Origin of the sequence: Sphingomonas sp. DG1-23 (assembly GCF_030730875.1) — a bacterium.
In the GTDB taxonomy this organism is placed as follows: domain Bacteria; phylum Pseudomonadota; class Alphaproteobacteria; order Sphingomonadales; family Sphingomonadaceae; genus Sphingomonas.
Map to the genome: position 1 here is coordinate 16,814 of NZ_JAVAMA010000002.1, position 25,922 is coordinate 42,735.

The 25,922-nt window shown below is 65.8% G+C and carries 24 protein-coding genes and 2 tRNA genes; 14 read left to right on the forward strand and 12 right to left on the reverse strand.

Features of this window, described 5'->3' with window-relative positions; genetic code table 11:
- Nucleotides 1–8: 8 nt before the first annotated feature.
- Nucleotides 9–917: an acyl-CoA desaturase gene (locus tag Q9Q95_RS03010; protein ID WP_306093709.1), complete on the reverse strand. Its 909-nt coding sequence runs from the start codon at nt 915–917 to the stop codon at nt 9–11.
- 75 nt (nt 918–992) lie between these two features.
- Here Q9Q95_RS03010 and Q9Q95_RS03015 point away from each other — a divergent pair, with 75 nt between their 5' ends.
- Together Q9Q95_RS03015 and Q9Q95_RS03020 are read left to right on the forward strand one after the other, a co-directional pair.
- Complete coding sequence (locus Q9Q95_RS03015; RefSeq protein WP_306093711.1) at nt 993–1,334, forward strand: metalloregulator ArsR/SmtB family transcription factor; 342 nt, start codon at nt 993–995, stop codon at nt 1,332–1,334.
- Between the two features lies 1 nt (nt 1,335).
- Entirely contained in the window at nt 1,336–1,950 is a 615-nt protein-coding gene (locus Q9Q95_RS03020) for a peptidylprolyl isomerase (protein ID WP_306093713.1), read from the forward strand.
- A gap of 47 nt (nt 1,951–1,997) precedes the next feature.
- Here the strand turns inward: Q9Q95_RS03020 and Q9Q95_RS03025 are convergent, their stop codons facing one another.
- The 5 genes from Q9Q95_RS03025 to Q9Q95_RS03045 all read right to left on the reverse strand — a co-directional run bounded on the left by Q9Q95_RS03025 (nt 1,998) and on the right by Q9Q95_RS03045 (nt 4,652).
- A complete protein-coding gene (locus Q9Q95_RS03025) occupies nt 1,998–2,654 on the reverse strand; it encodes a hypothetical protein (RefSeq protein WP_306093715.1) in 657 nt (218 codons plus the stop codon).
- 43 nt (nt 2,655–2,697) lie between these two features.
- Nucleotides 2,698–3,279, reverse strand: coding sequence for a hypothetical protein (locus tag Q9Q95_RS03030; RefSeq protein ID WP_306093717.1), 582 nt, complete (start codon nt 3,277–3,279; stop codon nt 2,698–2,700).
- Between the two features lie 145 nt (nt 3,280–3,424).
- Nucleotides 3,425–4,144: a Crp/Fnr family transcriptional regulator gene (locus Q9Q95_RS03035; protein ID WP_306093719.1), complete on the reverse strand. Its 720-nt coding sequence runs from the start codon at nt 4,142–4,144 to the stop codon at nt 3,425–3,427.
- A gap of 75 nt (nt 4,145–4,219) precedes the next feature.
- Nucleotides 4,220–4,435 (reverse strand): hypothetical protein, encoded by a 216-nt coding sequence (locus Q9Q95_RS03040; RefSeq protein WP_306093721.1) that lies wholly within the window; start codon nt 4,433–4,435, stop codon nt 4,220–4,222.
- 31 nt (nt 4,436–4,466) lie between these two features.
- A complete protein-coding gene (locus Q9Q95_RS03045; protein ID WP_306093723.1) occupies nt 4,467–4,652 on the reverse strand; it encodes a hypothetical protein in 186 nt (61 codons plus the stop codon).
- Nucleotides 4,653–4,761: 109 nt separating this feature from the next.
- Between Q9Q95_RS03045 and Q9Q95_RS03050 the strand changes: the two genes are divergently transcribed.
- Together Q9Q95_RS03050 and tig are read left to right on the forward strand one after the other, a co-directional pair.
- Nucleotides 4,762–4,846: transfer RNA gene (locus Q9Q95_RS03050), tRNA-Leu, on the forward strand.
- 63 nt (nt 4,847–4,909) lie between these two features.
- The gene (gene tig, locus Q9Q95_RS03055; RefSeq protein WP_306093725.1) at nt 4,910–6,592 is read left to right on the forward strand and encodes a trigger factor; all 1,683 of its coding nucleotides are present in this window, start codon (nt 4,910–4,912) and stop codon (nt 6,590–6,592) included.
- 69 nt (nt 6,593–6,661) lie between these two features.
- Here tig and Q9Q95_RS03060 read toward each other — a convergent pair whose 3' ends face one another.
- On the reverse strand, nt 6,662–7,309 hold the full coding sequence (locus tag Q9Q95_RS03060; protein ID WP_306093727.1) for a DUF4328 domain-containing protein: 648 nt from the start codon (nt 7,307–7,309) through the stop codon (nt 6,662–6,664).
- Between the two features lie 47 nt (nt 7,310–7,356).
- On the opposite strand from Q9Q95_RS03060, the gene Q9Q95_RS03065 reads away from it, so the two are divergent.
- Nucleotides 7,357–8,283: a glycosyltransferase family 2 protein gene (locus Q9Q95_RS03065; protein ID WP_306093729.1), complete on the forward strand. Its 927-nt coding sequence runs from the start codon at nt 7,357–7,359 to the stop codon at nt 8,281–8,283.
- A 130-nt stretch (nt 8,284–8,413) separates the two neighbouring features.
- Here the strand turns inward: Q9Q95_RS03065 and Q9Q95_RS03070 are convergent, their stop codons facing one another.
- Nucleotides 8,414–9,445, reverse strand: a complete 1,032-nt coding sequence (locus Q9Q95_RS03070) for an aldehyde reductase (protein ID WP_306093731.1) — start codon at nt 9,443–9,445, stop codon at nt 8,414–8,416.
- A 400-nt stretch (nt 9,446–9,845) separates the two neighbouring features.
- On the opposite strand from Q9Q95_RS03070, the gene Q9Q95_RS03075 reads away from it, so the two are divergent.
- The 3 genes from Q9Q95_RS03075 to Q9Q95_RS03085 all read left to right on the forward strand — a co-directional run bounded on the left by Q9Q95_RS03075 (nt 9,846) and on the right by Q9Q95_RS03085 (nt 12,643).
- Nucleotides 9,846–10,499 (forward strand): ATP-dependent Clp protease proteolytic subunit, encoded by a 654-nt coding sequence (locus tag Q9Q95_RS03075; protein ID WP_306094673.1) that lies wholly within the window; start codon nt 9,846–9,848, stop codon nt 10,497–10,499.
- A 145-nt stretch (nt 10,500–10,644) separates the two neighbouring features.
- Nucleotides 10,645–11,910 carry an ATP-dependent Clp protease ATP-binding subunit ClpX gene (gene clpX, locus Q9Q95_RS03080; RefSeq protein WP_306093733.1) on the forward strand — a complete coding sequence of 422 codons (1,266 nt, stop codon included), beginning with the start codon at nt 10,645–10,647 and terminating at the stop codon, nt 11,908–11,910.
- A gap of 133 nt (nt 11,911–12,043) precedes the next feature.
- A complete protein-coding gene (locus Q9Q95_RS03085; RefSeq protein ID WP_306093735.1) occupies nt 12,044–12,643 on the forward strand; it encodes a hypothetical protein in 600 nt (199 codons plus the stop codon).
- Here Q9Q95_RS03085 and Q9Q95_RS03090 read toward each other — a convergent pair.
- Nucleotides 12,640–13,719: a hypothetical protein gene (locus Q9Q95_RS03090; RefSeq protein WP_306093737.1), complete on the reverse strand. Its 1,080-nt coding sequence runs from the start codon at nt 13,717–13,719 to the stop codon at nt 12,640–12,642. The two genes, Q9Q95_RS03085 and Q9Q95_RS03090, sit on opposite strands and share 4 nt — an antisense overlap.
- Nucleotides 13,719–15,443, reverse strand: a complete 1,725-nt coding sequence (locus Q9Q95_RS03095; RefSeq protein WP_306093740.1) for a M1 family metallopeptidase — start codon at nt 15,441–15,443, stop codon at nt 13,719–13,721. The genes Q9Q95_RS03090 and Q9Q95_RS03095 overlap by 1 nt, the downstream gene beginning before the upstream one ends.
- 135 nt (nt 15,444–15,578) lie before the next feature.
- Between Q9Q95_RS03095 and lon the strand changes: the two genes are divergently transcribed.
- From lon to Q9Q95_RS03110, 3 genes are all read left to right on the forward strand, one after another.
- Complete coding sequence (lon, locus tag Q9Q95_RS03100; RefSeq protein ID WP_306093742.1) at nt 15,579–17,975, forward strand: endopeptidase La; 2,397 nt, start codon at nt 15,579–15,581, stop codon at nt 17,973–17,975.
- Nucleotides 17,976–18,107: 132 nt separating this feature from the next.
- Nucleotides 18,108–18,380: an HU family DNA-binding protein gene (locus Q9Q95_RS03105; RefSeq protein ID WP_077511876.1), complete on the forward strand. Its 273-nt coding sequence runs from the start codon at nt 18,108–18,110 to the stop codon at nt 18,378–18,380.
- Nucleotides 18,381–18,479: 99 nt separating this feature from the next.
- Nucleotides 18,480–18,554 (forward strand) — tRNA-Val (locus Q9Q95_RS03110).
- 40 nt (nt 18,555–18,594) lie between these two features.
- Here Q9Q95_RS03110 and bla read toward each other — a convergent pair.
- The gene (gene bla / locus Q9Q95_RS03115; protein ID WP_306093745.1) at nt 18,595–19,506 is read right to left on the reverse strand and encodes a subclass B3 metallo-beta-lactamase; all 912 of its coding nucleotides are present in this window, start codon (nt 19,504–19,506) and stop codon (nt 18,595–18,597) included.
- A 151-nt stretch (nt 19,507–19,657) separates the two neighbouring features.
- On the opposite strand from bla, the gene Q9Q95_RS03120 reads away from it, so the two are divergent.
- From Q9Q95_RS03120 to Q9Q95_RS03130, 3 genes are all read left to right on the forward strand, one after another.
- Nucleotides 19,658–20,542, forward strand: a complete 885-nt coding sequence (locus tag Q9Q95_RS03120; protein WP_306093747.1) for a DMT family transporter — start codon at nt 19,658–19,660, stop codon at nt 20,540–20,542.
- 200 nt (nt 20,543–20,742) lie between these two features.
- Nucleotides 20,743–22,383: a hypothetical protein gene (locus Q9Q95_RS03125; RefSeq protein ID WP_306093749.1), complete on the forward strand. Its 1,641-nt coding sequence runs from the start codon at nt 20,743–20,745 to the stop codon at nt 22,381–22,383.
- Between the two features lie 87 nt (nt 22,384–22,470).
- A complete protein-coding gene (locus Q9Q95_RS03130) occupies nt 22,471–25,161 on the forward strand; it encodes a TonB-dependent receptor domain-containing protein (RefSeq protein WP_306093750.1) in 2,691 nt (896 codons plus the stop codon).
- Nucleotides 25,162–25,221: 60 nt separating this feature from the next.
- On the opposite strand, the gene Q9Q95_RS03135 is transcribed toward Q9Q95_RS03130, so the two are convergent.
- Complete coding sequence (locus Q9Q95_RS03135; RefSeq protein ID WP_306093752.1) at nt 25,222–25,899, reverse strand: 2OG-Fe(II) oxygenase; 678 nt, start codon at nt 25,897–25,899, stop codon at nt 25,222–25,224.
- Between the last annotated feature and the right edge of the window lie 23 nt (nt 25,900–25,922).

The window sequence follows — 25,922 nt, forward strand, 5'->3', positions numbered from 1 at the left end:
GTCGGGAGTCATCGTGCAACAATCGGCTGCAACGCGTCGGCACGTTCCGGCGAGGCTTCGGGCGTACGGATGTCCCAGGCGAGCCCGATCCGCTCCAGCAGCCGGATAAATACGAAACCGAGATCGCTCTGCCCCGGATGGAGGCCGATGCGCGCCGAACCGGGAAAGGCGTGATGATTGTTGTGCCACGCCTCGCCCATCGTCACCAGGCCGGCCCAGGGCACGTCGTGAGCCTGAACGCCGGCGCCTTCGACCAGCCAGTGCTGCGGCCCGCGCGTGTGCGCCAGATGCCCGACGAACCAGTGGCCGTGGACCGAAATCGCGACGCGCGCGCAGACGCCCCACATCACGAAGCCCCATCCGCCGGCCCAGAAGAAAAGCGCCGCGACAGGCAATTGCTGCGCCATCCACGTCGTTTCGAGGAAGCGATAGAAAGGGTCGCGGCCGGCGCGGCCGAGGTCGAAGGCGGGCGGATGCGCGAGTTCGAGCCGGCAGTGGATTTGCCACCATGCGTCCTTCGCCATCGGGCTGCGATGGCTGAGATAGGGGTGGCAGGCGCGCTGGCGCTGGGCCCAGTCGCGCAGGTCGTGCGTGCGGATGATGCCGTGCGGTCCGCTCATCCCGACGATCGTGCCGAACCAGACGAGAACGCGCTCGAGCCAGAGCGGGCATGCGAAGCTGCGATGGATCAGGCGGCGGTGGAAGCCTACCGAATGACCGAGCAGAAGCGTCGCGCCGGTGGCCAGGACGAACACGAGGAACGCGCCGGGCGAGAAAGTGAGCGGACCGAGCAGGATCGCGCAGCCCGCCATGCCGCCATTCCACAGCGACAGCGTGGGGTTCCAGCGAACGCGCCCCTCCAGCGCGTCGGTGCCGGGCGTCTCGAGGAGACTGTTTACGGCGTGGGCATCGTGCATCGTCCGACTCGCAAGCAATTAAGGAATTACCTAATTACTAGATTGGGACTGGAAGGCAATGAAGCAATTGCTTAAATGAACGCCATGCAACGCGTCTTCGAAGCCCTGTCCTCCACCGTGCGGCGGAAAATCCTCGCTTATTTGAGCAGCGCCGAGCTGACCGCAGGCGAGATCGCCGCGCGGTTCGAGATTTCGAAGCCGGCGGTGTCGCAGCATCTCTCGGTGCTCGAAAATGCAGGGCTGGTGACGAGCGAGAAGCGCGGGCAATATGTTCATTACCGGCTGGTCGAGGCGCACCTCGCCAACGCGCTGAACGGCTATCTGCAGGAGGTCTGCCCGGTCTCGAAGCCGCTCAAGACCGAAAGCGCGCGGCTGGCCAAGGCGAAGGAGGCCGCGAAGGACGATGAGGAGGCGTGAGATGATTCGGGGACTGGTTCTGGCGCTGTTCGCTTGGGCGCTCGCGCTTCCCGCTGCGGCGCAGGTCGCGCCGACGCCGCCAGCCGCTAATCCCCGCGTTGCGTTCGAGACCCAGGCGGGCCGTTTCGTCGTCGAGGTCTATGCCGACAAGGCGCCGGCCACCGCGAAGAATTTCCTGCGCTATGTAGATGCGAAGCGGCTCGACGGGGTGGTCTTCTATCGCACGGTGAAGGTGCAGGAGCGGTTTGGCTTCGTCCAGTTCGGAGTGCAGAATGCGCCGGCGAAGATGTTCCCGGCGATCCGGCACGAGTCGACCAGCGAGACCGGGATCAAGCATCTCGAGGGCACGCTCTCGATGCCGCGGCTGGCGCCGGGCACCGCGCGGGGCGAGTTCACGATCATGGTAGGCGACCAGCCGTCGTTCGATGCCGATCCGACCCAGCCGGGAGACAATCTCGGCTATGCCGCCTTTGCGCGGGTAGTCGAGGGGATCGACGTGGTGATCAAGATCCTCGACGCGCCGCGGTCGGCGACAAAGACGCTGCAAGGTAGCTTCAAAGGCGAGGTTCCCGAGGCGCCGGTGCGGGTCCTGACTGCGAGGCGCGTGACGCTCTAGCGCATCGCGCTGTCCGGGGCGCCCGCGAACGAGCGCCCCGGCCTGATTCACGCCTTGCGCTTGGCCGCGATCGATTTGCGGGCGTTGTTCGCATATTCCTCGAAATTGCGCTTGAACACGCCGACGAGCTCATCGAGCGCCGCAATCGAATCCTCGCCCTCCTTGGGCGGGAACAGCTTGAGGCCGTTGCCGCCCCAGGCCTTGTATTCGAAGTCGATCTTTTGGTCGTTGCCGAAGTCGCGGATCATGAACAGCGTCTTGAGCGACCGGCCGTACATGATGTGCTTCGAGTAGAACACGTCGGCGACGATCAACTCCGAATAGCAATTCGCGGTCGAATCGGAGCGACGGGTCTTCACCTTGTTCATCGTCTTGCGCTCGAGCGGCGTTTCGTGGCGGACGATGACGGTGGCAGGCTTGAGAACGATCAGCGTCTGAAGATCGAGCGACTGCAGCGCGTCGAGCTGCGAAGGGCTGTCGAGCGCGCTAGCCAGCTGCGCCTTGTTGCCGGCGTCCTTCTTGGCATTGATCGCGGCGCCGACCAGGCCACCGAGCAATCCGGTGGTCGAGGAGTTCATCCGCTCGGCCGGCCAGATGTGCAGCTCGCAGGGCGCCGCGCCAGCCTCCTGCGCGGCCGCGTCGACCGAGGTCAGCAATGCGGCGGCGCCGGCGAGCGCCGACATGAGATAGGCGCGTTTGATCATAATTAGTCCCCCATTCTGAAGAATATTGTGCGAAGCCGCGCGCTTACTTGCCGCGCTTGCCTTTCACCGGCTTGTTCAGCGCCTTCGCGAACAGCGCGAAATTCTCGACATAGGCGCTTTTCAGCTCTTCGCTCGCCGCGTTCGGATCAATGGCGTCCTTGGGCGGGAAGAGCTTGAGCGGCGTCTTGACCCAGGTGCCGAAGACCCGCGCCGGCGTTGCCGCGGACAAGGCGCCGTCGCCGAAGTCCCGATAGCGGAACGAGCTTTTGAGATAGCTTCCGTGGAAGACGTCCTGCTGCAGGAACACATCGTCGACGATCAATTCGGCGTAGCACGCAGCGCCGTCGCTCGTGAGCCGCCCGGGCGTGGTCCGAATCTCGCGGCTGGACAGCGGCTGCGCGTGGACGATCAGCATATAATTGTCGCGACCGATGATGTTTTGCGGCTGCGAACGATCGAGCAAGGCCGTCTGCGACGCGGCGCCGAGCGGATCGGGCGGTACTTCGGGATAGCCGTCACGTCCCGTCACCGCGCCGTTGACGATGCCGCCATGAATCCAGCCTTGATAGACCGAATTGAGGTCGCCGCTTGGCCAGACGTGAAGTTCGCACCTGGCTGTCGGCACTTCCTGCGCTTGCGCACAGGATATGCCGATGCTCGCGGAAAACGTCGCGAGCGCAATCGCTTGTCTGATCATTTTCGCCTCCCCCCGAAGGCACTTTCCCCTGACCGAGACGCTTAATCGGTCCGTTCTCCCCGCGCAACCGGGTTTAGCGTCGGCGCTTGTCCAGATAGAGATAGGCCGGATCGAACTCGGCGAGGCTGCGCAGCCCGGCGAGATCGGTAATCGTCACCCGGCCGCTGCGGAACTCGACCAGCGCGCGCTCGCGGAGCTCCTTGAGCACGCGATTGACGTGGACCGACGTCAGGCCGAGGCACTCGGCGAGATCGACCTGGGTGATCGGCAGCGCATATCCCTGCTCGCTGGCGAGACCGACGATACCGAGCCGGACCTGGAGCTCGCAGAAGATGTGGGCAGTGCGCTGAAGCGCATTGCGGCGGCCGAGCGAAACTTCCCATTCGCGGTGGATCGCCGCGTCGAGATTGGTCGAGAACCACAGAACGCGCGCGAGATGGGGGTGCCGCTCGGTGATGTCCTTCAGCTTCTCGTGGGGCACCTGCACGATCCTGGCCGGGGTCAGCGCCATGACGCTGTGATCGAGATGTTTGAGCGTGAAACTGTGCAGGTCGGCGAAGTCGCCGGCGACGTGGAGCTCGGTAATCTGGCGCTGGCCGTCGCTGAGATCCTTGTAGCGCGCGATGATCCCGTCGAGCAGCAATGTCGAGCAACTGAGCTCCTGGCCCGCCGTGATGAAGGTGCGATTCGCCGGATAGTGGATCACTTCGCCCGCCGCGTCGCGAAGCGCCTGCTCTTCCTCGGCGCTGATATCGTCGCGCGCGCGCAGCTTCATCAGGTGCTTGTCGATCATGCCTCGCCTTCCCGGCCGCCGGTGACGCCGGTCTCGAGGATATCCGGATATCGATGCATCATCAACGCGGCGGCTTCATTGCTGGGTCCGGTCCTGGTTCTTCACTTCGCCGGCGGTGCCGCTGACGCCATCCGCGACGCCGGTCGACTCCAGTGGCGAGCTGTTCCCGCCGCCGCCCGCGGCATCGGCTTCGTCGGCGCGCGATTCCACCGCCTGTTCGATATCCGGGCGCGGATCGTCTTCGCGCTCGGTCGCGCCGCGCAGCCCGGCGTCGCTTCTGGTGTCGGTCATGTCTCCACTCCTTCGTTTCGTGAACGCAGCCTCAGGCCATCGGTTGCCCGGGGGCGATGCCGGGATCGCCGCCCGGGTTGGGCGCGGGGACGTCCACGTCGGGGGCAGGCGGGCTGTATTCGGGGGGCGGGGTGGTCGGCTGGCCGGGTTGCGGGGCGCCGGGATTCTCGGACGGCGCGGGCTCCGGGGTGGCGGGGATCGGGGGTTCGACGGGCATGCAGCATCTCCTTGTCCGCGCTTGAACGCCGCGGAGCGGCGCGGGGTTGCTTCGCGGCTTGCCCCCGGGCACATGACTGCTATAGAGCCCGCCGACCGGCGGTGCCCCTGCGGGCGTGGCGGAACTGGTAGACGCGCCAGATTTAGGTTCTGGTATCGAAAGGTGTGGGGGTTCGAGTCCCTTCGCCCGCACCAGCACCGCCGCTCTCTGATCAGCGTCCCGGCGCCGCGATCTCATTCTTTTTGGAAGCTGAACTGATGCAGACTGTCGAGACGTTGAACGAGGGCCTCAAGCGCGCCTACACGCTGACGATCACCGCCAAGGACATCGACAAGAAGGTCGATGCCGAAGTGAAGCGGGTCGCGCCGCAGGTCCGCATGCCCGGCTTCCGCCCCGGCAAGGTCCCGGCCAACCTCGTCCGCAAGATGCACGGCGAGGCGATCACCGCCGACGCGCTCAACACGACGATCCAGGAAGGCGTGCAGAAGCTGCTCGTCGAGCACAAGCTTCGCCCGGCCATGCAGCCTTCGGTCAGCCTCGAAGGCGATTATGCCCCCGGCAAGGACGCCGAGATCAAGATCGAGCTCGAAGTGCTTCCCGACGTGCCGACGCCGTCGATCGAGGGCCTCAAGCTCGAGCGCCTGACCGTTCCGGCCGATGACGCCGCGATCGACGAGCAGCTCCAGCAGCTCGCGAGCAACCAGAAGGGCTGGGACGATGCCCCGGCCAAGCACAAGGCCGCGACCGGCGACCAGGTGACGATGGACTTCGTCGGCAAGACCGCCGACGGCGTCGCGTTCGAGGGCGGCACCGGCGAGGGCATGGCGGTCGAGATCGGCTCGGGCCGCCTGATCCCGGGCTTCGAGGATCAGCTCGTCGGCGTGAAGGCCGGCGACGAGAAGCAGATCTCGGTCACTTTCCCCGAGGATTACGGCTCGAAGGATCTCGCCGGCAAGCCCGCGACCTTCGATCTCAAGATCACCGCAGTGAAGACTGCCGGCGAGACGAAGATCGACGACGATTTCGCCAAGGCGCTCGGCCTGCAGGATCTCGAGCAGCTCAAGGGGCTGCTCAAGGGGCAGATCGAGCAGCAGCTCAACGGCCTGACCCGGACCTATATGAAGCGCAAGCTGCTCGATCAGCTCGCCGCCGGCCATGACTTCGCGGTGCCGCCGTCGATGGTCGATGCCGAGTTCCAGCAGATCTGGCACCAGCTCGTCCACGAGACCGAGCATGAGGCCGATCCGGCTGCGGCGCTGGCCGAGCTCGAAGCCGAGCGCGACGATTATTTCAAGATCGCCGAGCGCCGGGTCCGCCTGGGTCTGCTTCTCTCCGAGATCGGCACCGCCAATGGCGTCGAGGTCTCGCAGCAGGAAATGAGCCGGCTGATCGCGCAGGCCGCGCAGCAATACGGCCCCGAGGATCGCCAGCGCTTCATGCAATATGTCCAGCAGGAACCGATGGCGGCCGCCCAGCTGCGCGCGCCTTTGTTCGAGGACAAGGTCGTCGACTTCCTGTTCGACAAGGCCGAGATCAGCGACCGCGAAGTGACGCGCGAAGAACTCGAAGCCGCGATCGAGAGCGACGAGGGCTTCGACACCGGCACGCACCACCACGACCACGACAACCACAAGCCCAAGGCCAAGAAGGCTGCCAGGAAGCCGGCTGCCGACGAGGCGGAGGCCAAGCCGGCCAAGAAGGCCAAGGCCGAGCCCAAGGCGGACGAAGCCGCCGCCGAAGAGCCCGCGAAGAAGGCCGCCAAGCCGAAAAAGGTCGAAGCGGCGGATATCGAGCCTGCGGCCCCCGGCGACGAGCTCGTCGCGGCCGAGCCGGTGAAGAAGGCGGCGACGAAGAAGGCGCCGGCCGCCAAGGCCGAAGCGGCGGAAGAGGCTCCGGCCAAGCCCGCCAAGAAGGCGCCGGCCAAGAAGAAGGCCGACTGAGCCTCCCGGTCTCGAAAAAGCATTGGGCCCGCCGCTCCTTCCCGGAGCGGCGGGCCTTGCTTTATCGGGTCAGGCGAAGACTTCAGCCAATTCCCCGGTGCCGAGCCTGGCCTGTGCCTCGGCGATACGGCGGATCATGAGGATCGCGACCGCGGCCAGGGGAATGTCGAATACGGCTTGGATCCAGAACGGCGTCACACCCGAATCCGGCGACTTGGCCATATATCCGGACAAGTAGCCCGCGAATGTCGTGAGCAGCCAGAGCGCCCACCATGTCGCGACGAGGGCGCTGCCTTCCGAATAGTCGCCGTTGCCATGACTCGCGTTCCAAAGCTCGCGCATGCCCTGAAACGGCTTGAACAGGCACGCGACGGGAACGGCGAACCACCAGATCCGCGCCGCCGGGGTGAATTCCAGATCATGATATCCGGCCTCGATCAGATTCCTGCCGGCCACATAGATCCAGCGGCCGAACACGACGAAGGTCAGAAGCTTGAACAGCACCGTGGCCAGATCGACCTGCGAAGCGATGGGCATCACATTCTCGGTATAGCCTTCGGGAAACAGCAACGCCGCGAGCAATATGACCGGCGTCGTCAGCGCGTCGATCACCACCATGATGGCGACGACGAGCGTCAGTCCGCGAAGATCACGTATTCCCATTGCTTTCCCCCTTGCGATGCCGGAATGATCGCTGCGACGATGGGGAAAAGTCAAAGAACAAATATGTCGAACGGTGCCGATCTGGTCCTCGGGGCGGGACAATGAACCCGAGGATCGCAGTGCTGCTGCCCTGCTATAACGAGGAAGCGGCGATCGCGCAGACCGTCGCGAGCTTCCGCGCGGCGTTCCCGGCTGCCGCGATCCATGTCTACGATAATAACAGCCGCGACCGCACGATCGAGGTGGCGCGCGAAGCCGGGGCGATCGTCCGCAGCGAACGGATGCAGGGCAAGGGCAATGTCGTGCGGCGGATGTTCGCCGATGTCGATGCCGACATCTACGTCATGGCCGACGGCGACGCGACCTATGATGCGAGCGTCGCGCCGTTGATGGTCGACAGGCTTGTGCAGGAAGGGCTCGACATGATCGTCGGCACGCGCGTCCACGAGGCGGCCGAGGCTTATCGCCGCGGCCATGTCCTCGGCAATCGCGCGATGACCGGGCTGCTCGCGCAACTGTTCGGGCGCAGCTTCACCGACATCTTCTCGGGTTATCGGGTGTTCTCGCGACGCTTCGTGAAGAGCTTTCCGGTGCTCTCCTCCGGCTTCGAGATCGAGACCGAGATCAGCGTCCACGCGCTCGAGCTCAAGATGCCGGTGGGCGAAGTCGAGACTCGTTATTTCGCCCGCCCCGAGGGCTCCGCGTCGAAGCTCAACACCTATCGCGACGGCTTCCGGATCGCGAAGACGATCGCCGTGCTCTACCGGATCGAGCGGCCGATGCTGTTCTTCGGCTTCATTGCCACGGTGTTCGCGATGATGGCGGTGCTGCTCGCCGTGCCCTTGGTCATCACCTATTTGAGCACCGGGCTGGTGCCGCGCTTTCCGACTGCGATCCTCGCCACGGGCATGATGATCCTCGCCTTTCTCAACCTGTTCACCGGGCTGATCCTCGATACGGTGGTGCGCGGACGGCGCGAGGTGCGGCGGCTGGCCTATCTCGCGCAGCCGGGGCCATTCAGCGACTGACCCGTGCGCCTACCCGACGTCACCCCGGCCGCAGTGCAGGGTCCACTTCGCGGATAGGGGAAGGACAAGAGGCTCGAATGCAGCCATCGCGGCACCGTGGACCCCGGCACCGCGGCCGGGGTGACGGTTGTCATTTTGGGGCGCTCACCAGCCCCAGCGCGATCAGGCTCTCGGCACTCGCCACGATCGCTTCCTCGTTCGATCGCGGCGTCCAGCCCAGCACGCGGCGTGCCTTGGCATTGCTCGCATTCGCCTTGATCCCCAGCCGCGGCACGGCTTCGCGGGCGAGCGGATTGAAGATCGCCAGCAAGCGGACCAGCCAGTCGGGAAGCTGGCGCTTCGGTACCCTGGCGGCGGCAGGGCCGAGCCGCTCGCGCAACACCATCGCCATCTCATGGAACGACATCGCCTCGCCGGCGACCGCGAGAAAGCGTTCGCCCGCCGCGGCGGGATCGGTCATCGCGCGCAGATGCAGCGTGGCAACGTCGCGGACGTCGACAGCGCCGAGATAGAGGCGCGGGGTCCCCGGCATCTTGCCCTGCAGCATCGACTGGACGAGGAAGACCGAGGTCGACAGGTCGCCGTTCAATGCCGGTCCGAAGATGCCGACCGGATTGACCACCGCCAGTTCCATGCCCTTGCCCTCGCGCGCGACGAATTCCCACGCCGCGCGCTCGGCGAGCGTCTTGGACTTCATATAGGGCTGGACCGCCGGTCCGTCGGGGTCGGTCCAGTCTTCCTCGGTATAGGGCGCGTCGCTCTGGCCGTGGCCATAGCCGATCGCCGCGAACGAGGAGGTGACCACGATTCGCTTGACCCCCGCGTCGCGGGCGGCGCGCAGCACCCGGAGCGTGCCCTCGCGCGCGGGACGGATCAGTTCGTTCTCGTCCCTGGGCTGCGCAGGCGGGAAGGGCGAGGCGACGTGATGGACATAGTCGCAGCCCGCCACCGCCTCGGCCCAGCCATGGTCCTTCTCCAGATCGGCAGTGAAGAAGGCCAGTTTGGTCGTGTTCGCACCTGCTGCGGCGAGCGTCGCCCGCACCTCGGCTTCGCGCGCCGGATCGCGGACGGTGGTGCGCACCTCGTGCCCCTCCGCCAGCAACTGGAGGATCACATGGCTGCCGACGAAGCCCGAGCCGCCGGTGACGAGAACCTTGCTCATGCGAAACGATGTGGGGGCAGACAGACTGCCTTGCAATGTAGGATTTCGCATGCTGAGGTTTGCGGTTGAGCGGCGCGTGGTGCCCGCCCGTCAAAGTGGCACGGACATGGCTCGCCGCCGCTTCGGCGACGCGCGGATGTCGCGTCCGAGACGCTTCGGCGTCGCTCGCGGTGGCGTCGGCGGCGCGTTCGTGGCGCATGGCCGGCGCGTATCGGGTGCGTCGGTGGCGCGCGGCATCGGCTGCAGGAGACAAAGATATGTCAATGACGATCCCAAACCCGGTTTTCGTGTCAAGCGTGTCAAGCCGGTCGTCCGGCGGTTTACCGCGATGCCCCCTTGCGCCACACAGCCCGAGCGCCGATGTTGGGCATCTGGGCAACCATCCAAGAGAAAATCCCGCATGCATCCGCTTTCCGGTCAGATGACCATTGATCCCGTTACCGGCGGTCTCGTTCCCATCGTTATCGAGCAGTCGAGCCGCGGCGAGCGCAGCTTCGACATCTTCTCGCGCCTGCTGCGCGAGCGCATCATCTTCGTTACCGGCGGCGTCGAGGACCATATGGCCTCGCTGATCACCGCCCAGTTGCTCTTCCTCGAGGCCGAGAATCCGAAGAAGGACATCTGGATGTACATCAACTCGCCGGGCGGCGTGGTCACCGCGGGCATGGCGATCCACGACACGATGCAATATATCCGTCCGCGCGTCGGCACGGTGTGCATCGGTCAGGCGGCGTCGATGGGCAGCTTCCTGCTCGCATCGGGCGAGCCGGGTCTCCGCGTCGCGCTGACCAATGCCCGGATCATGGTGCACCAGCCGTCGGGCGGCGCGCAGGGCATGGCCTCGGACATCGAGATCCAGGCTAAGGAGATTCTCCGTATTCGCCAGCGGATGAATGACCTGTATGCGAAATATACGGGCCAGCCGCTGGAGAAGATCGAGCGCGCGATGGATCGCGATACCTTCCTCGAAGCCAATGAGGCCAAGGAGTTCGGGATCGTCGACGAAGTGTACGACAAGCGGCCGCAGCCGAGCGACGACGCAGCAGCTGCTTAAGATTATTGGATTATAAGCCGTCCGCGGGCGAGACCCCGGACGGCGATAACCGCCTGCTGCGGGCGGATTATGGATTGCCGGACGGGAACCCGCGTGTAGGATGGCGGGTAATGGCTACGCGTCCGGCGCGTAAAGGATGGATTGAATGACCAAGCTCAGCGGCGGCGACTCCAAGAGCACGCTCTATTGCTCGTTCTGCGGCAAGTCGCAGCATGAGGTGCGCAAGCTCATCGCCGGACCGACCGTGTTCATCTGCGACGAGTGCGTCGAGCTCTGCAACGACATCATCCGCGAAGAGACCAAGTCGGCGCTCGTCTCGAAGAAGGACGGCGGCGTCCCGACGCCGCAGGAAATCTGCGACGTGCTCGACGATTACGTGATCGGCCAGAAGCAGGCCAAGCGCGTGCTCTCGGTCGCGGTGCACAATCATTACAAGCGGCTCAATCATGGCGCCAAGGGCGCCGATGTCGAGCTCGCCAAGTCGAACATCCTGCTCGTCGGCCCCACCGGCTGCGGCAAGACCTTGCTCGCCCAGACGCTGGCGCGCATCCTCGACGTGCCGTTCACCATGGCCGATGCGACGACGCTCACCGAAGCCGGCTATGTCGGCGAGGACGTCGAGAACATCATTCTCAAGCTGCTCCAGGCCTCCGACTATAATGTCGAGCGCGCGCAGCGCGGGATCGTCTATATCGACGAGATCGACAAAATTTCGCGCAAGGCCGAGAATCCTTCGATCACCCGCGACGTGTCGGGCGAGGGCGTCCAGCAGGCATTGCTCAAGCTGATGGAAGGCACCACCGCGAGCGTTCCGCCGCAGGGCGGGCGCAAGCATCCGCAGCAGGAATTCCTCCAGGTCGACACGACCAACATCCTGTTCATCTGCGGCGGCGCGTTCAGCGGCCTCGAGAAGATCATCGGCGATCGCCTGCAGGGCAAGTCGATCGGCTTCGGCGCTTATGTCGCCGCGCCGGAAGAACGCCGTACGGGTGAAGTGCTGCGTCAGACCGAGCCCGAGGATCTGCTCAAGTTCGGGCTGATCCCCGAATTCGTCGGCCGCCTGCCGGTGATCGCGACGCTCGAGGACCTCGACATCGATGCTTTGGTCAAGATCCTGACCGAGCCGAAGAACGCGCTGGTCAAGCAGTATCAGAAGCTGTTCGACATGGAGGGCGTCAAGCTCAGCTTCAACGACGATGCGCTGATCGCCGTCGCCAAGAAGGCGATCGACCGCAAGACCGGTGCCCGCGGCCTCCGCTCGATCCTCGAGGCGATCCTGCTCGACACGATGTTCGACTTGCCCGGCATGGACGGCGTCGACGAGGTGATGATCGACAAGGACGTGGTCGAGGGCCGCAAGGACCCGGTCCGCATCTACGCCAAGAAGGAAAAGGCCGGCAGCGCCGCCTGACCTTTGTTGCCGAAACACTGCACTAGCGGCCGGAAAGGGTTCTTTCCGGCCGTTTTTGCATGCGCGCTGATTGACCGACTCGCTTGCGAGGCGCACCCTCTCCCGCAGTAAAGACGAGATGGAGAGGTGACGTATGTCCGATATTGCCATCCTCGACGACGACGAGCGAGAGTATCATTCGCCGTTCGACCTGGCGCTCAACCCTGCCGCCCTCGAGACCTTCAAATGGCTGGTACTTGGCCACGTCTTGTACGTGATCGGTCTGGCGCTGGTGGTCTACTTCCATGTCCCCAACGGCGCGGTGTGGATTACGCCGCTGTTCGGGCTGCCGTTCGTCTGGCACGAGCGTCACCATCGTGCCGCGGTAAAGGCGCTGGTGTTCTTCGGCGGGTTCACGCTGATGCACTATGTCGCGCTGATGACGGTGAGCGGGATCAGCGGCGACGGCGTCGGCTTCCTGCGCGGCTTCGTCGGCGGTGCGATCGGCGGCGGCGGCTGTCTGTTGCTCTGCGCGATCTTCGGACTGCTGCGCAAAGGCTCGAGCCTGACCTTCGAGGCGTTCGGCACGGTGCTGCTCGGCGCGGTCGGCAGCTTCTGCCTGTTCCTGTACCTCACTACGGGCGCGTCGGGGGCATCGTTCGCGAGCGACGTGATCCAGCCGCTCAAGATCTACACGCCGTGGCAGATCGCCTTCGCCTATGTGCTCGCCCGGGTGCTCCGCCCGCTGAGCTAGCGCGAGCCTGACGCGCGTCGCGTGGCGGGACCGTTCAGCGCCCGCCACGGAATCACCGCCCATTCGGGCGCGTCGCAGGCGCGCGCGACGCGGGCGAAATAGGCGGCGACGAACAGGCCGTCCGCGGTGAGATAGGCCGCGGGGTAGCTCCACACATTGGGGTCGTCATAACTGCAGCCCTCGGCGTCCTCTGCCGCCATCTCCTTGGCGTGCGTGCGTTTCAGGAGCGCTACCAGGCCTTCGGCGAAGGCGCCGCTGCGATAGGCGTACCAGGCGTCGGATCGTTCGGGCGGCGGCGGCGTCTTGCCGAAGCGGAGCAGATCGTCGAGCTTGACCTCCGTGCCGGTGCGCGCGTCGTAGATGAGGCCCTCGATCCCGAAATCGGGATGCGCCGTGCCCGCGCAGCCCCAGCTCGTCCGCCATGCATAGCTGACGAAGGTGTCGCCGAGATAGGCCGGGCCCGCCGCGTCCAGGTCGATGCCGGCACCGCCGTCATAGCCCGGACAGCCGAACCAGTTGCGGACGTGCGCCCAGTGGGTGCGGGTCAAGGCAGCGTTGATCTTGCCCAGCGCCGCGGGCGCATAGCCGGTTTCGATACGGAACAGACGGGTTCCGGTCAGCCGCTCGATATGCCAGCGAATCGTGCGCGTTCCGATGCGCTCGACCGGGCCGGCTTCGAAACGCAGTCCGGCGAGTTGCATCCGGTCGTAATCGCCGAGATCGGCGGGAGCGCCTGCGGGCGCAGCGGGCGGCGCGGCAATCGCGAGCGAGACGGGGAGCGTCCTGCCCTTGGCGGTGGTCAGGGTTCCGGCCCAGCCCGTATCCGCCCGCTTCAGCACGAGACTGTCGCCCGTCGAGCGCGCGCGAAGCGTGATCCCATCCGCGGCGCGTTCGCCCTCCAGCGCAATGTCGAGGCGGGAGCTGCGGTAGAAATAGCGGCCGCCGGGCGCGCCGTCGCCCTGGTCGAGTTCGAGCACGATTGGCGCGGTGCCGGCCTTGCCTTGGTACAGCTGCGCCGATGCGGTTCCGGGGATCGCCAGCGCCGCGAGAACGGCGAAGACGGCGAGGCGCCGCATTATTGGCCTCGATGCGGGTCGCGCTGCGCCGCCTCGACCGCTTCGGAGCGCTTGAGGATACGCGACGCCGGATCGAGCACGACATGCGCGTCGGCGGGGACGGCGATGCTGGCGGCGCCGCCGGACATCGCTACGGTCTCGACCTTTCCGTCGATCTGAACTTCCACCGGCAAGGGGAAAGGCTTGTCCTTCGGCGTCTTCCAGCGGAGCGTCAGCCGGTCGCCTTCGCGCGTCTGGAGCAACTCGGGCAGCGCCGCCTCGCGCAGATAGACGTCGAAGAACCAGGTCAGGTCCTTGCCGGTGACCTGATTGACGATCCGGATATATTCGGGCGTGGTCGCGAAGCGCGGCTGGAAATTGCCGGGTTTCGGGTCGGGGCGGCCATACACCAGCCGGGTCGTCACTTCCTTAAAGGCCTTGTCGCCGATCAGGTTCCTGAGCGTGTGGAGCACCCACGCGCCTTTGACGTAGATGTCGCCGCCGGGGCCGCCTTTATCAGCCTCATAGACGTCGTCGGAGGTCCGTACCTCGCCGGAGACGATCGGCGCCTGGTTGGTGATCTGGTTGCGGAACACCTCCATCATCGCGGCATAGCGCGCCTCGCCCTCGCGCCAGCGGCCGTAGAGCGGCTGCATGTACTGGCCATAGCCCTCGTGCAGCCAGAAATCGTCCCAGTTCGATACCGACATCTGGTTGCCGAACCATTCATGGGCGAGTTCGTGCTGGAACAGCCAGTCGAAGCCGTCGGCGGTCTTGCGATAGTTATTGCCATAGGCGTTGATCGTCTGGTGCTCCATACCGAGGTGCGGCGTCTCGACCACGCCGAGCTTCTCGTCGCTCCACGGATAGGGGCCGACATTGGACTCGAAGAATTCCACTACCGGCGCGAACTCGGCGAACAGCCCCTTCGCCTTCTCCTCGCGGCCGGGAAGGTACCAATAATAAAGCGGGATCGTGTTGCCGAAGCGGCTCTTGTAGCTGCCCTTCATCTCGACATAGGGCGCAACGTTCAACGCCACCGAATAGGGATTGGGACTGTTCGCGCGCCAATGCCAGGTCGTGCGGCCATCGGCGCGCGTGTCGACCTTCTGGAGGACGCCGTTCGACGGCGCGGAAAGGCCCTTGGGCACGGTGATGTGGAGATCGACCTTGGCCGGCTCGCCCGCCGGGAAGTCGAGACACGGCCAGAACAGGTCGCAGCCATAGCCCTGTGCGGTCGTGGCGATCCAGGGCTGACCCTCGGGAGTCTTCGACCAGACCATGCCGTCGTCCCACGGCGCGCGCACCGCGACGTGCGGCGTGCCGCCATAGACGATCTTGACTACCGCGCGTGCGCCGGCAGCGAGCGGCCGGATAAGGGTTATCGCCAGCCGGCCCTCGGGATTGGACCAATTCGTGCGGGGCAGGGGAGCGCCGTCGACGCTGATCGCGCTGACCGGCAAATTCTTGTCGAGATCGATCAGCAGCCGTCGTTGCGGTGCGGAGGTGGTCAGGGCAAGCGTTGCGGTGCCGGCCAGTCGCCGGGTTTCGGGGAACACTTCGATCGCAAGATCGACATGCTCGAGCCGTAGCGCCGCGCGCTCGGGCTCGATCGGTCCGCCCGAGGCCTCGGTCAGCGCAGTGATCGGCGGTTCCCCCGGCTTCACCTGGGCGAGGGCAGGGGCGGCGCTCAGCGCGAGCGTCGAGGCGGCGAGCAGCAGAAGGGCGGCGATAGGAACCTCCATCAGGCGAGCGACGGCCAATGTCTTGATGTGGCGGGCAATGCCAGTCCACAGCCAATCAATCCATGGCGATTGATGCGGCTGGCGCGCGCCCCATATATAGTGGAGAACAGGGGCCGCTCGGGCCCAGGAGTATTCATGAAGCAGTCCTATCCCGTCCTGCCGCTTCGCGACATCGTCGTCTTCCCGCACATGATCGTGCCGCTGTTCGTCGGCCGCGACAAGTCGGTCGCCGCGCTCGAAGCGGCGATGGCCGACGACAAGGAGATCTTCCTCGTCGCGCAGCTCGATCCCGCCGAGGACGATCCCGGCCGCGTGGACCTGTACGACACCGGCGTTTCGGCCGAAGTGCTCCAGCTTCTCAAGCTTCCCGACGGCACGGTGCGCGTGCTGGTGGCGGGCAAGGAGCGCGGCACGCTCGACACGGTCGACGAATCGGGTCCGTTTCTCACCGCGACGGTGTCGCCGGTCGAGGAAGCCGCGGTCGAGGGTGCCGAACTTCAGGCGCTGATGCGCTCGGTGGTCGACCAGTTCGAGAATTACGCCAAGCTCAACCGCAAGCTCCCCGCCGAGACCGCGGTCCAGCTCGCCGAGCTCGACGATTCGTCGCGCCTCGCCGACGCGGTTGCCGCCAATATCGCGGTCAAGGTAGCCGACAAGCAGTCCTTGCTCGTCGAGAGGAATCCCCAGAAGCGCCTCGAGATGGTGTTCGCCTTCATGGAGGGCGAGCTCGGCGTGCTGCAGGTCGAGAAGAAGATCCGCAGCCGGGTCAAGCGCCAGATGGAGAAGACCCAGCGCGAATATTATCTCAACGAGCAGTTGAAGGCGATCCAGCGCGAGCTGGGCAATGAGGGCGACGAGGGCGATGGCGACGAGGTCGCCGAGCTGACCCAGAAGATCGCGACGCTCAAGCTCAGCAAGGAGGCGCGCACCAAGGCGACGTCGGAGCTCAAGAAGCTCAAGACGATGGCGCCGATGTCGGCCGAGGCCACCGTGGTGCGCAACTATCTCGACGTGCTGCTCGGCCTGCCCTGGGGCAAAAGATCCAAGCTCAAGAAGGACATCGCCGAGGCGCAGGGCGTGCTCGACGAGGACCATTATGCGCTCGAGAAGGTCAAGGACCGGATCGTCGAGTATCTCGCGGTTCAGGCGCGGACCAACAAATTGAAGGGGCCGATCCTGTGCCTCGTCGGCCCTCCCGGGGTCGGCAAGACGTCGCTCGGCAAGAGCATCGCCAAGGCGACCGGGCGCGAGTTCATCCGCCAGTCGCTGGGCGGCGTGCGCGACGAGGCCGAGATTCGCGGCCATCGGCGTACCTATATCGGCTCGCTGCCGGGCAAGATCGTCACCAATCTGCGCAAGGCGGGGGCGAGCAATCCCTTGTTCCTGCTCGACGAGATCGACAAGCTCGGCCAGGATTTCCGCGGGGATCCGGCGAGCGCTTTGCTCGAGGTGCTCGACCCCGAGCAGAACAACAAGTTCAACGATCATTATCTGGAGATCGACATCGATCTCTCGGACGTGATGTTCGTGTGCACGGCGAACTCGCTCAACCTGCCGCAGCCCTTGCTCGACCGCATGGAGATCATCCGGCTCGAAGGCTATACCGAGGACGAGAAGGTCGAGATCGCCGAGCGCCATCTGATCGACAAGCAGATCGAGGCGCACGGGCTCAAGGAGGGCGAATTCACCCTCACCACGGAGGGCCTGCGCGCGCTGATCCAGAAATATACCCGCGAGGCCGGCGTCCGCACGCTCGAGCGCGAGATCGCCAAGCTCGCGCGCAAGGCGCTGCGCAAGATCCTCGAAGGCAAGGAGACCAGCGTCACGATCACACCGGACAATCTCCACGAATATGCCGGCGTGCAAAAGTACCGCCACGGTCTCGGCGAGGAGGAGAATCAGATCGGTGCGGTCACCGGGCTCGCCTGGACCGAGGTCGGCGGCGAATTGCTGACGATCGAGAGCGTCACCGTGCAGGGCAAGGGCGCGATCAAGACGACCGGCAAGCTGGGCGACGTGATGAAGGAATCGGTCGAGGCTGCGTTCAGCTTCGTCAAGGCGCGTTCGCCGAGCTATGGGATCAAGCCGAGCCTGTTCGCCCGCAAGGACGTCCATGTCCACTTGCCCGAAGGCGCGGTGCCCAAGGACGGCCCTTCGGCGGGCATCGGGCTGGTGACTGCGATCGTCTCGACGATGACCGGCGTACCGGTGCGCCGCGACATCGCGATGACCGGCGAAGTGACTCTTCGGGGACGCGTGCTGCCGATCGGCGGGTTGAAGGAGAAACTGCTCGCGGCCTTGCGCGGCGGCATCAAGACCGTGCTGATCCCGCAGGAGAATGAGAAGGACCTCGCCGAGATCCCCGCGAACATCCGCGAAGGCCTCGAGATCATTCCGGTGCGCCATGTCGACGAGGTGCTGCGGCGCGCGCTGACCGAGCCGCTCACGGCGATCGACTGGACCGACGCAGACGAGCTTGCGGCGCAGCCGCCGGCGCATGTGCCGGGGATCGGCGACGCCGTTCATCATTGAACGCGCGTCGCTTTTTGGTACGCAACCGCCGCTGAGGGTTTGACAGCAGCGGCGGTCGCGTGCTGACTGGCATACTCGGCCTCGCCGCCGCGACTCAATTTCGACGCACTCACTCAGGGGGAATCCACCAGCATGAACAAGCAAGAGCTGATCGGGACGGTCGCCGACACCTCCGGCCTCGGCAAGGGCGACGCCACCAAGGCCGTCGAGGCAGTGTTCGACGCGATCTCGACCGCGCTCAAGAAGGGCGACGAGGTTCGTCTGGTCGGCTTCGGCACCTTCTCCGTCAGCAAGCGCAAGGCCTCGACCGGCCGCAATCCGCGCACCGGCGAGGAGATGACGATCAAGGCGTCGAACCAGCCCAAGTTCAAGGCCGGCAAGGGTCTGAAGGATTCGGTCAACTGATCTGACGGAAGCAGGGCCGGGGGGCTGGACAAGCGCACCCCGCACCGCCTAAAGGCCCGCTTCCCGTTTCGGCCCGAGCGTCAACGACCTCGGGCCAATGGGCGCGTAGCTCAGTGGTAGAGCACTGTGTTCACACCGCAGGGGTCGCAAGTTCAATCCTTGCCGCGCCCACCATGTAGGGAAGCCCGCCGGTCGCACGATCGGCGGGCTTTTTTCATGGCCGTTTGGGGCCAGGCGCCCGCTCTTCCGCCAGCCGCTTGTCGAGCAACGCCGCAGACTTGTCGGCGTAAGTGCGGCAGGCGCCCGGTTCGAGAAACGGATTGGGTTGCGATCGCCGGTCGAGGCGGCGGCGCTTCGCATCGCCATTCGACTGGCCCGGGTGCGCGGTGACCAGGATGTCGCATGGCATGCGGCGCATCGCGGCGAATGTCCGGCGAAATGATGCGACCAGCCACGCATGGGCGGGGTCGGAGAAACGATATGCCTCGGGAGCAATCGGATTGAAGCTCGCGGCGAAGACGATCGTGCGGCAGTCGCGGTCTTCGCAGCTCCGCCATGTCCAGCTCGTGCTCCCGCGCGTGTGACCCGGCGTGGCGCGGGCGGTGATCGTGACCGAGCCCAGCCGGAGCCGTTCGCCGTCGCGCACCGTGCGGAGCCGCTGTACGGCGGGGAAGGGTGCCAGCCAGCTGACCTGCGCGTCCGACGGGTCGGTGCCGCCGCGCAGCACCGTCGCCGCCGCTGCACCTGCCACCACGATGGCGCCGCTGTCGCGCGCGAGCGCCGCGATGCCGCCGGCGTGATCGAAATGCGGTTCGGTGCTGAGGATGTATTTCACGTCCTCCACCCGGAAGCCCAGCTTGCGGATGTTCGCCTCGATCGCCCGCACGCCCTGCGGCACCGCGCCGTCGATCAGGATCAGCCCCGCGCCGGTGTCGATCAGCCCGACGCTGAGGCCCTCGAAGCCGACCAGATGAAAATTGCCGAACACACGGATCGGCGCCTGCGGCCCCAGCCATTTCGCCGCGCTTTCGGGCGCGATCGGGCGGAGCAGGGGATCGTCGGTCTGTTGCGCGGGTGTCGCGGACGACAGCAACAGGGCAGTGAGCGCGGCTCGAAAGGACATCATCACGTCTCCCTTTGTGCCGGTGCAATGGTCCCGGCACGGGGCGCGGCGCAAACCACCATTTCTCGCGGGAGCCATTAGCCCGGCTCATGGCTCGGGGTTGATGCTGCGGTGCGGCGCAACTAAGCCGCGCTCAAGGCGGAAGGGGCGGAACATGTTGTGGGCGGGCGCGACGATTGCGGCGGCGGCGTTTCAGGTCGGCCGCAACGCGCTCCAGCGCGGGATGATGTCGCGCACCGGCCCTTGGGGCGCGACATTGGTGCGCTTCCTGTTCGGCCTGCCTTTTTCGCTGGTCTTCGTGGCGGTCGCCTTTGCCTTTGCTCCCGACGCCGCGCCGCGCTTCGGCACCGCCTTCTGGTGGCCGGCGCTCACCGGCGCGCTCGCGCAGGTGCTGGCGACCGCGGCATTGCTGCTCGCAATGCACTATGCCGGCTTTGCGATCGGAACGGCGCTGCAACAGAGTTCGGTGCCGCTCGCCGCGATCGCGGGACTGCTGGTGTTCGGCGACAATCTTTCACCGCTCGGCTGGTCCGGCGTCGCGCTCACCACGCTCGGGCTCGCGATCCTCGTCTGGCCGCGTCGGACCGCGGGCGCGGAAAGGCCGGTGCTGGGCGTGACGCTCGGCGTCGTGTCGGGGCTGCTGTTCGGGTTCGCGCTCAATGCGTTCCGCCACGCCGGACTGCGGCTCGAGCCGGAGCATCCCTTCTTCGCCGCGGTGACCAGCGTCGCGATCGTGCAGGCCGTGCAGGCGGGCGTGCTGATCCTCTATCTGCTCTGGCGGGATCGCCCCGCGCTCGCCGCAGTGATCGCCGGCTGGCGGGAATCGCTGGGCGCCGGATTGTTCGGCGCGCTCGCTTCCTCGGGCTGGTTCTTCGCGCTCAACCTCGCGCCGGCGGCGGCGGTCCGCGCGCTGGGCGTAGTCGAGATGCCGATCGCCGCGCTCGCCGGCCACCGGCTGTTCCGCGAGGGCCTGAGCTTTCGCCAGATGCTCGGCGTGCTGATCGTGACGGTCGGCGTGGCGATGACCGCGGGGTTCTGAGCGCGCCGGCCCGGACTCGTTGTGCACCGGCAACGACGTAACGGGATTGTCATACAAATGTCTCGCGGGAGTCTCTGAACTCTCGCCGAGAAGTCACGCAAGCCTCCTAGCGCAGCGTTCGTGATCGGCAGGGGGAACCGAGTCGATCCCGTCCATTCTCGCCCACGCGCAACCCGGCAATCCGCCGGAACGGAGACTTTATGGCCAGCTTCCATCGCCTCAGCCTCGTCCTTCTGACCAGCTGTGCTGCCCTCAGCCTCGCAGCATGCGACGGGGCGAGCAGCGTCGCCTCGCCCGGCGAAGGCGCTTTCCCGCCGGCTCCCGCGCCGACCCCGGCCCCCAGCCCGACCCCGACGCCCACGCCGACCCCCGGCACGCCGGCCGCAGCATGCCCGACCGGCACCGGTCAGGCGCTCACCGATGTCGGCACCATCGGCGCCTATCGCATCTGCCGCCTGCCGACGCTGATCACCGGCCTGACCCTGCCGGGCAAGGCTGCCGCACCGGGCGTCGCCTATGAGATCAACGGACGCGTCGATGTCGGCGTCGATCGCGGTTCGCAGGGGCTGATCGGCTCGGCGGGCTCGCTGACCATCGGCGCCGGCGCGGTGCTGTTCGCCAACACCACCAATGCCGATAACGACTTCCTGATCGTCAACCGCGGCTCGACGATCAACGCGCAGGGCACCGCTACCGCGCCGATCATCTTCACCGCACAGCAGAATCTCGCCGGCACCACCACCGACGACAGCCAGGGCCTGTGGGGCGGGGTCATCCTCGCCGGCCGCGCGCCGGTCGCCAACTGCATCACCGGCGCGAACGACGCCGCGGGCACCAGCACGACCTGCGAGAACGTCGTCGAAGGCACCGGCAACGCGCTCTATGGCGGCAACGCCGCGGGCGACACTTCGGGCGTGTTCCAATATGTCCAGATCCGTTATTCGGGCACCGTCATCAGCCCGAACAACGAACTTCAGGGCCTCACCCTCGCCGGCGTCGGCTCGGGCACCACGATCGATCACGTCCAGGTCCACAACAGCTCGGACGACGGCATCGAGATCTTCGGCGGCACGTCGCAGGCGCGTCACCTGGTGATCACCGGCGCGGACGATGACGGGCTGGACTTCGATGTGGGCTGGCGCGGTCTCGTCCAGTTCCTGATCACCGCACAGAAGCCGGGCCTGACCACCACCGATACCTATTCGATGGAGATCGACTCGAGCGTCAATCCGACGACCGGCGCCAATCCCGAGGACGCACTGCCGCGCACCTGGGGCAGGGTCGCCAACGCGACGTTGATCCAGACCAATGCCAGCACGAGCAACCCGCTGGCGGCGATCCGCCTGCGCGGCAGCGCCGATCTGACCCTGGTCAACTCGATCCTCGTCACGCCGGGCAACTGCCTCGTCACCGAGGCCGGCACTGCCGACCGCGGCACCGTCCGTGCCGCCAACGCCGCGCTGCAGGATCAGGGTCCGCCGCGCTTCAACTCGATCTACTTCGCTTGCGGTACCGCGCTGACCCGCGAGAACACCGTCAACGGCCAGATGATCACCAACGCCGAGCAGGCCGCGTTCTTCACGACCGCGCCGAGCTCGGACAACGTGACCAATGGCACCGCGGCGAACGCGCTGACCAACGGCTACTTCCCGGGCACGGGCGTGGCGGGCATGACGATATTCGACGCCCGCACGCTCAATCCGTCGGGTTCGGCCTTCCTCGTCCAGACCAATTATATCGGCGCGGTCAGCGGCGCGACCGATACGTGGTTCCAGGGTTGGACCTGCAATTCCAACCGGGCGAGCTTCGGCACGACCAGTGGCGCCTGCACTGGCTTCTAAGGCCGGGAACGCGGGCAGCGGGGACGGCGGCATTGCCGCCGTCCCCAAGCCCTTTCCGACGCCCATACCCCAACAGCGGATACCCCGATGAAGAACCAGCTCGCCTTCGCCAGCCTTTTGGCCATCACGACCTGCCTCGTTGCGCCGGCCGCGCTCGCGCAGACGGCTGAGGCTTCGCCCCAGACTGCCAGCCTGCCGCCGGCGGCGCAGGCTTCGCCCGAGACTTCGCAGGATACCGGCGAACCGGCTGCCGAGCAGGAAGTCGAGATTTCCGCACCGGGCGCGGGCGGCGAGGAATATGGCGACATCGTCGTCATCGGCCGCAACATTCCCAATGTCGTGCGCAGCACGCCGCAAGTGGTGTCGGTGCTTTCCGCCGAGGACATTGCGCGGACCGGCGAAGGCGACATCGCCGGCGCGCTCCAGCGCGTCACCGGCCTCAGCGTCGTCGGCAACGGCTATGTCTATGTCCGCGGACTCGGCGATCGCTATTCGCTGTCGCTGCTCAACGGTCTGCCGCTGCCGAGCCCCGAGCCGCTGCGCCGCGTCGTGCCGCTCGACATCTTCCCGACCAGCGTGATCGGTTCGTCGCTGGTCCAGAAGACTTTCTCGACCAATTATCCGGGCGAGTTCGGCGGTGGCGTGATCAATCTCACCACCAAGGCGGTTCCCGAAAAGGCATTCTTCTCGATCGGTGCCTCGGTCGGCTTCGACATGGAGACCACCAGCGAGCTCGGCTACACCTATGACGGCGGCAAGCATGATTGGCTCGGTTATGATTCGGGCGAGCGCAAGACGCCCGATTTCATCCTCAAGGCCGGTGCCGATCGCACCACGATCCCGACCAGCCAGGCGATCAATCTGACCAACGCCGAGACCTCGGTTCTGTTCGAGAATTATCACATCCCGCCGAACTTCTCGGGCGAGATGAGCCTCGGCGCGTCGACCGACCTCGGCGGCACCCGTCTCGGCGTGATCGCGGGCGGCGGGATCAGCAACACCTGGCGTACGCGCGACGCGGTTTCCGGGGTGCGCAGCATCCCCACCACCACCTTCCGCCGCGTCACCACCGATCACCGCGCATTGGTCAACGGTCTTCTCGGCTTCGGCGCCGAGTTCGGCGAGCACCGTATTCGCCTCACCAACCTCTATATCCACGACACGCTCAAGCAGGGCCGTCTGGGCGCCGGCACCGCCGAGAATTTCGAATCGCCGATCGACGGCAAGGCGCCGGTGATGGAGCAGAACACCAACTGGTTCGAGCGCCAGTTGTTCACCAGCCAGTTCGTCGGCGAGTTCGATTTCGGCGCGCTCGACGTCGACGTGCGCGGCGCTTATGCCAACACCAAGCGCAAATCGCCTTACGAGCGCGCGTTCCGCTATCTCTATGACGCGGGTATCGGCGATTATCGCAACACCCTCAACGGCGGCTCCTACGCCACGGTGGCGTTCAGCGACCTCGACGAAAATCTGTGGGCCGGCGGGATCGATTTCGCCTACGACCTGAACCTCGGCCGGCCGTTCAGCCTGCAGGCCGGCTATGCCTATCAGGATACCGACCGGACGTCGTATCGCTACACCTTCGACTATGTGATGCCGGGCGGCGCGGCGCTGCCCGATCCCTATTCGCAGATGCGCCCCGATTTCCTGCTGTCGGACTATACGCTGCAGACCAACGGCATCGTGCTGCGCCCGTCGACGACGAGCCAGGGCGCGCGCGCCTATGACGCCGAGCTGACCACCCATGCCGGCTATGCCCAGCTCGAGGGCGAGATCACCGACGGCATGCGGATCACCGCGGGCGTGCGCTACGAGACTGCCGACCAGACCGTGGTGCCGACCGACAATCTGCCGGCGACGGTGCTCAGCAACGATTACTGGCTGCCCGCGGCGACGCTGACGTGGAACTTCGCGCCCGACATGCAATGGCGCCTCAACGCCTCGAAGACGATCGCCCGGCCGCAGTTCCGCGAACTCGCGCCGCAACAATATCTCGATTATGACTCGGACCGGGTCTTCTACGGCAACCCGTTCCTCACCGACAGCAAGCTGACCAACCTCGAGGCACGCTACGAGTGGTTCTTCGGGAAGGACCAGCGGATCACCGCGGCGGGTTTCTTCAAGAAGATCGACGATCCGATCGAGACGGTGAGCTTCCAGGTCGCCGGCAGCAACAGCACCCAGATCAATTTCGCCAATGCCCCCGAGGCGCAGCTGTACGGCGGCGAGATCGAGCTGCAGAAATATGTGCCGCTCGACTTCATCAACAACGAGCTGTTCACGACGCGCCGGCTCGTGCTGATCGCCAACTACACCTATACCAAGTCGGAGGTGTTCGCCGGCAACGAGCTGATCCGCGACCCGATCAATCCCGGGTCGGTGACGCGCCCGGCCAATCAGGTGTTCGTCTCGGGCCAGCCGCTGGTCGGCCAGTCGGACCATCTGGTCAATCTGCAGCTCGGCATCGAGGATACCACCAAGCTCTCGCAGCTGACCTTCCTGTTCAACTATGCGAGCGATCGTATCGTCGCGCGCGGCCTGCTCTCGGGTGGCGGCCTGCCGCCGATCGTCGAGCGGCCGGGCGTGCGCCTCGATTTCGTGCTGCGGCAGGGCTTCGACGTGCTCGGCGGCGAATGGGAGCTCAAGCTCGAGGGCCGCAACCTGACCGGCACGCGCTTCGTCGAGTTCCAGGATTATGGCGGCACCACCGGCATCGCCGACACCAACAGCTATGATCAGGGCCGCACCTTCTCGATCGGCCTCAGCACCAAATTCTGATCAGGATAAAAGGGGGAGAGGGCTCCGGCCGGGCAAAAGCCCGCCGGGGCCCTTTCGGCGTCACCAGCCCCAGGGACGCTCGCGAAACCATTGGGTGATGACGTATTTGGTGCCGGCGCGCACCTTCATCGCGTGGTGGATCGTCGACGGATTGGGCGTGCCGTTGGCGCGCAGATTGTTCCACGCCAGCACTTTGCCGACCTCGGGCTCGACCATCTTGTCGATCGCCTTGAACCGCGTCACCCCGCCGGCTTCGACATGGTTCAGATAGAGCATCACCGTCCAGGTGCGCTGGCCCGAGACGCTGCAATATTTCTCGTAATCGACGCCGGTCGGCTCGAAATAGTCGGTATGCGCCTTGAACTCCTGGCCGACCTCGTAGCGCTGGCCCTGCATCGGCTCGGCATGCGTGGGGTTGAGCCCGGTGAGCGCGATGATCCGGCGCTTCAAGTCGATCGCCAGCGCATCCTCGGGATCGAGATCGCACGTCTCGCTGGTGCGGAAGGCATAGTCGCCATTGGCATCGGCGATCGTCGAGGGGCGCCGCCGCGAATCGATCTGGAGCATCAGCAGCTGGCAGAGCTCGGGCTCGAGAAACTTCTTGCCGATGAACATCGCGACCTTGGGACTGGGCACGCGCTGGATGCCCGGCTGGCGCAGAAGGTGCTCGATCACCGGTTCGGAAGGGTGGCCGGCGCCGAAATTGGACATTGCGGTCTGCGGGGCGGTCGTCTGCATCGCCCGGATTTGCCAAATCCCGC